Origin of the sequence: Actinomadura sp. (assembly GCF_044508335.1) — a bacterium.
Lineage (GTDB): Bacteria > Actinomycetota > Actinomycetes > Streptosporangiales > Streptosporangiaceae > Spirillospora.
In genome coordinates, this window is the sequence record NZ_JBIQHY010000100.1 from 24378 (window position 1) to 26275 (window position 1898).

Annotated in this window: 2 protein-coding genes; one reads left to right on the forward strand and one right to left on the reverse strand. The window is 70.4% G+C overall.

Translation table 11 applies throughout. From position 1 onward, the window contains the following. Positions 1–13: 13 nt before the first annotated feature. Positions 14–520 (reverse strand): MarR family winged helix-turn-helix transcriptional regulator, encoded by a 507-nt coding sequence (locus ACIWVC_RS26605; protein WP_396453207.1) that lies wholly within the window; start codon positions 518–520, stop codon positions 14–16. Between the two features lie 95 nt (positions 521–615). Here ACIWVC_RS26605 and ACIWVC_RS26610 point away from each other — a divergent pair, with 95 nt between their 5' ends. Continuing rightward, positions 616–1851, forward strand: coding sequence for an MFS transporter (locus ACIWVC_RS26610; protein WP_396453209.1), 1236 nt, complete (start codon positions 616–618; stop codon positions 1849–1851). Positions 1852–1898 lie beyond the last annotated feature (47 nt).

The following is a 1898-nucleotide window of genomic DNA, read 5'->3' on the forward strand; positions in this document are numbered from 1 at the left end:
CCTGTGGCGGCGCTCAGGCGTCGGGGGCTTCGTCGCCGAGGCTGAGCAGGAGGGTGCGCAGGGTCTCGGCGAGGTCGTCCTGCTCTCGCTGGTCGAGCGCGGCGAGGATGCGCCGCTCGTTCTCGACGTGCGCGACGACGGCCCGGTCGATGAGGTCGCGGCCGGCGGGAGTGAGGGCGACGATGACGGTGCGCCGGTTGGCGGGGTCCAGGTCGCGCGTGACGTAGCCCTTGGCGACGAGCCGGTCGAGCCGGTTGGTGACGGCGCCGGACGTCACCATCGAGGAGCGGGCCAGCGCGCCCGCCGTCATGCCGCCGGACGAGCCGGCGCGCCGGAGGGTGGCGAGGACGTCGAACTCGCCCCTCTCCAGCCCGAACTCGTCGAACAGGTTCTTCAGCTCGCGCTCGGCGATCCGGGTGAGCCGGGAGAGGCGGCCGAGGACCCGCATCGGGGACGCGTCGAGGTCGGGCCGGGCGCGGGCCCACTGCTCCAGCACGAGGTCGACGGCGTCACGGGCCACCCGCACTCACCCCTCAACGTTGAACTGTTTGACATCAAGCTATCACCCGATCTACCGTCGCCAACGTTAAACACTTCAACGTTGAGAGGTTGTCGGTGAACGAACACCTGACACATTCGTCGCTGCGCGGATGGCTGGGGGTCGCGGCGATCACGGCCAGCCTGTTCGTCTTCCTCACGACGGAGCTGATGCCCGTCGGGCTGCTCACCCCGCTGAGCCGCAGCCTGGACGTCCAGGTCGGGGTCGCCGCCCTGATGGTCACCCTGTACGGCGTGGCGGCCGGGCTCGCCGTCACGTTCATCGTGGCCTGGACGAGGCGGGTCAACCGGCGCGTTCTGCTCAGCGTGCTCCTGGCCGTGCTGACGCTGGGGAACCTGGTCACCGCCGTCGCGCCCAACTTCCCGCTCGTCCTCGCGACCCGCCTGCTCATGGGGTTCGCCAGCGGCGTGTTCTGGGCCATCGGCGTGAGCATGGCGATGCGCCTCGTCCAGGAGCGCCACGCGAGCCGGGCGGCCGCGATCGTGATGTCCGGCATCTCGATCGCCACGGTGGTGGGCATCCCGCTCGGGACGGTCGTGGAGGACCTCACCGGGTGGCGGACCACCTTCCTCATCTGGGCCGGCCTCGGACTGCTGGTGCTCCTCACGGTCGCCGTCACGGTCCCCTCGCTGCCCTCGGACAACGCAGTCTCGGTCCGCGAGGTCTTCGGCCTTCCGGTGAAGAACGTGCCGCTCCGTGCGGTGCTGTGCATCGTCGTGCTCTTCGTCCTCGGCCACTTCGGGGCCTACACGTTCGTGCGGCCGTTCCTGGAGGACGTCGCGTCCGCCTCGTCCAGCTTCATCACCGTGGTGCTGATCGTGTTCGGGATCGGCGGCGCCATCGGCAACTTCATCGCCGGGTACACGGTGGACAAGAACCTGCGGGGCAGCTTCATCGTCGGCTCCCTCATGCTGGCGACCGCCCTGCTGTTGCTGCTCGCGATCGGCGACGGGAAGGCGGGCGCGATCGTCGCGCTGGTGCTCTGGGGACTCGCCTTCGGCGTCGTGCAGCTGTCCCAGGTCAACATGACGCTCGCCGCCGCACCCGAGACCTTCGAGGCGGCGATGTCGCTGAACACCATGGCGTACAACACGTCGATCGCGCTGGGCGCGCTGTTCGGCGGGCTGTTCGCCGACAACCTCGGCGTCACCAGCGTGGTGTGGTTCGGCGTCGCGCTCACGGCGGCGTCGCTGCTCGTCATGCTCGCCACCAGCACCCGCAGGAGCCCCGGGGCCGGCGCCCCACCGTCCGCCGGGGAACCCGCACCCGCCACCACCGCCCGCGACGCCTAATGGGAGCTACCGGGTCGGCCGCCGCTGGCAGACTCGGTGCCTGGTAG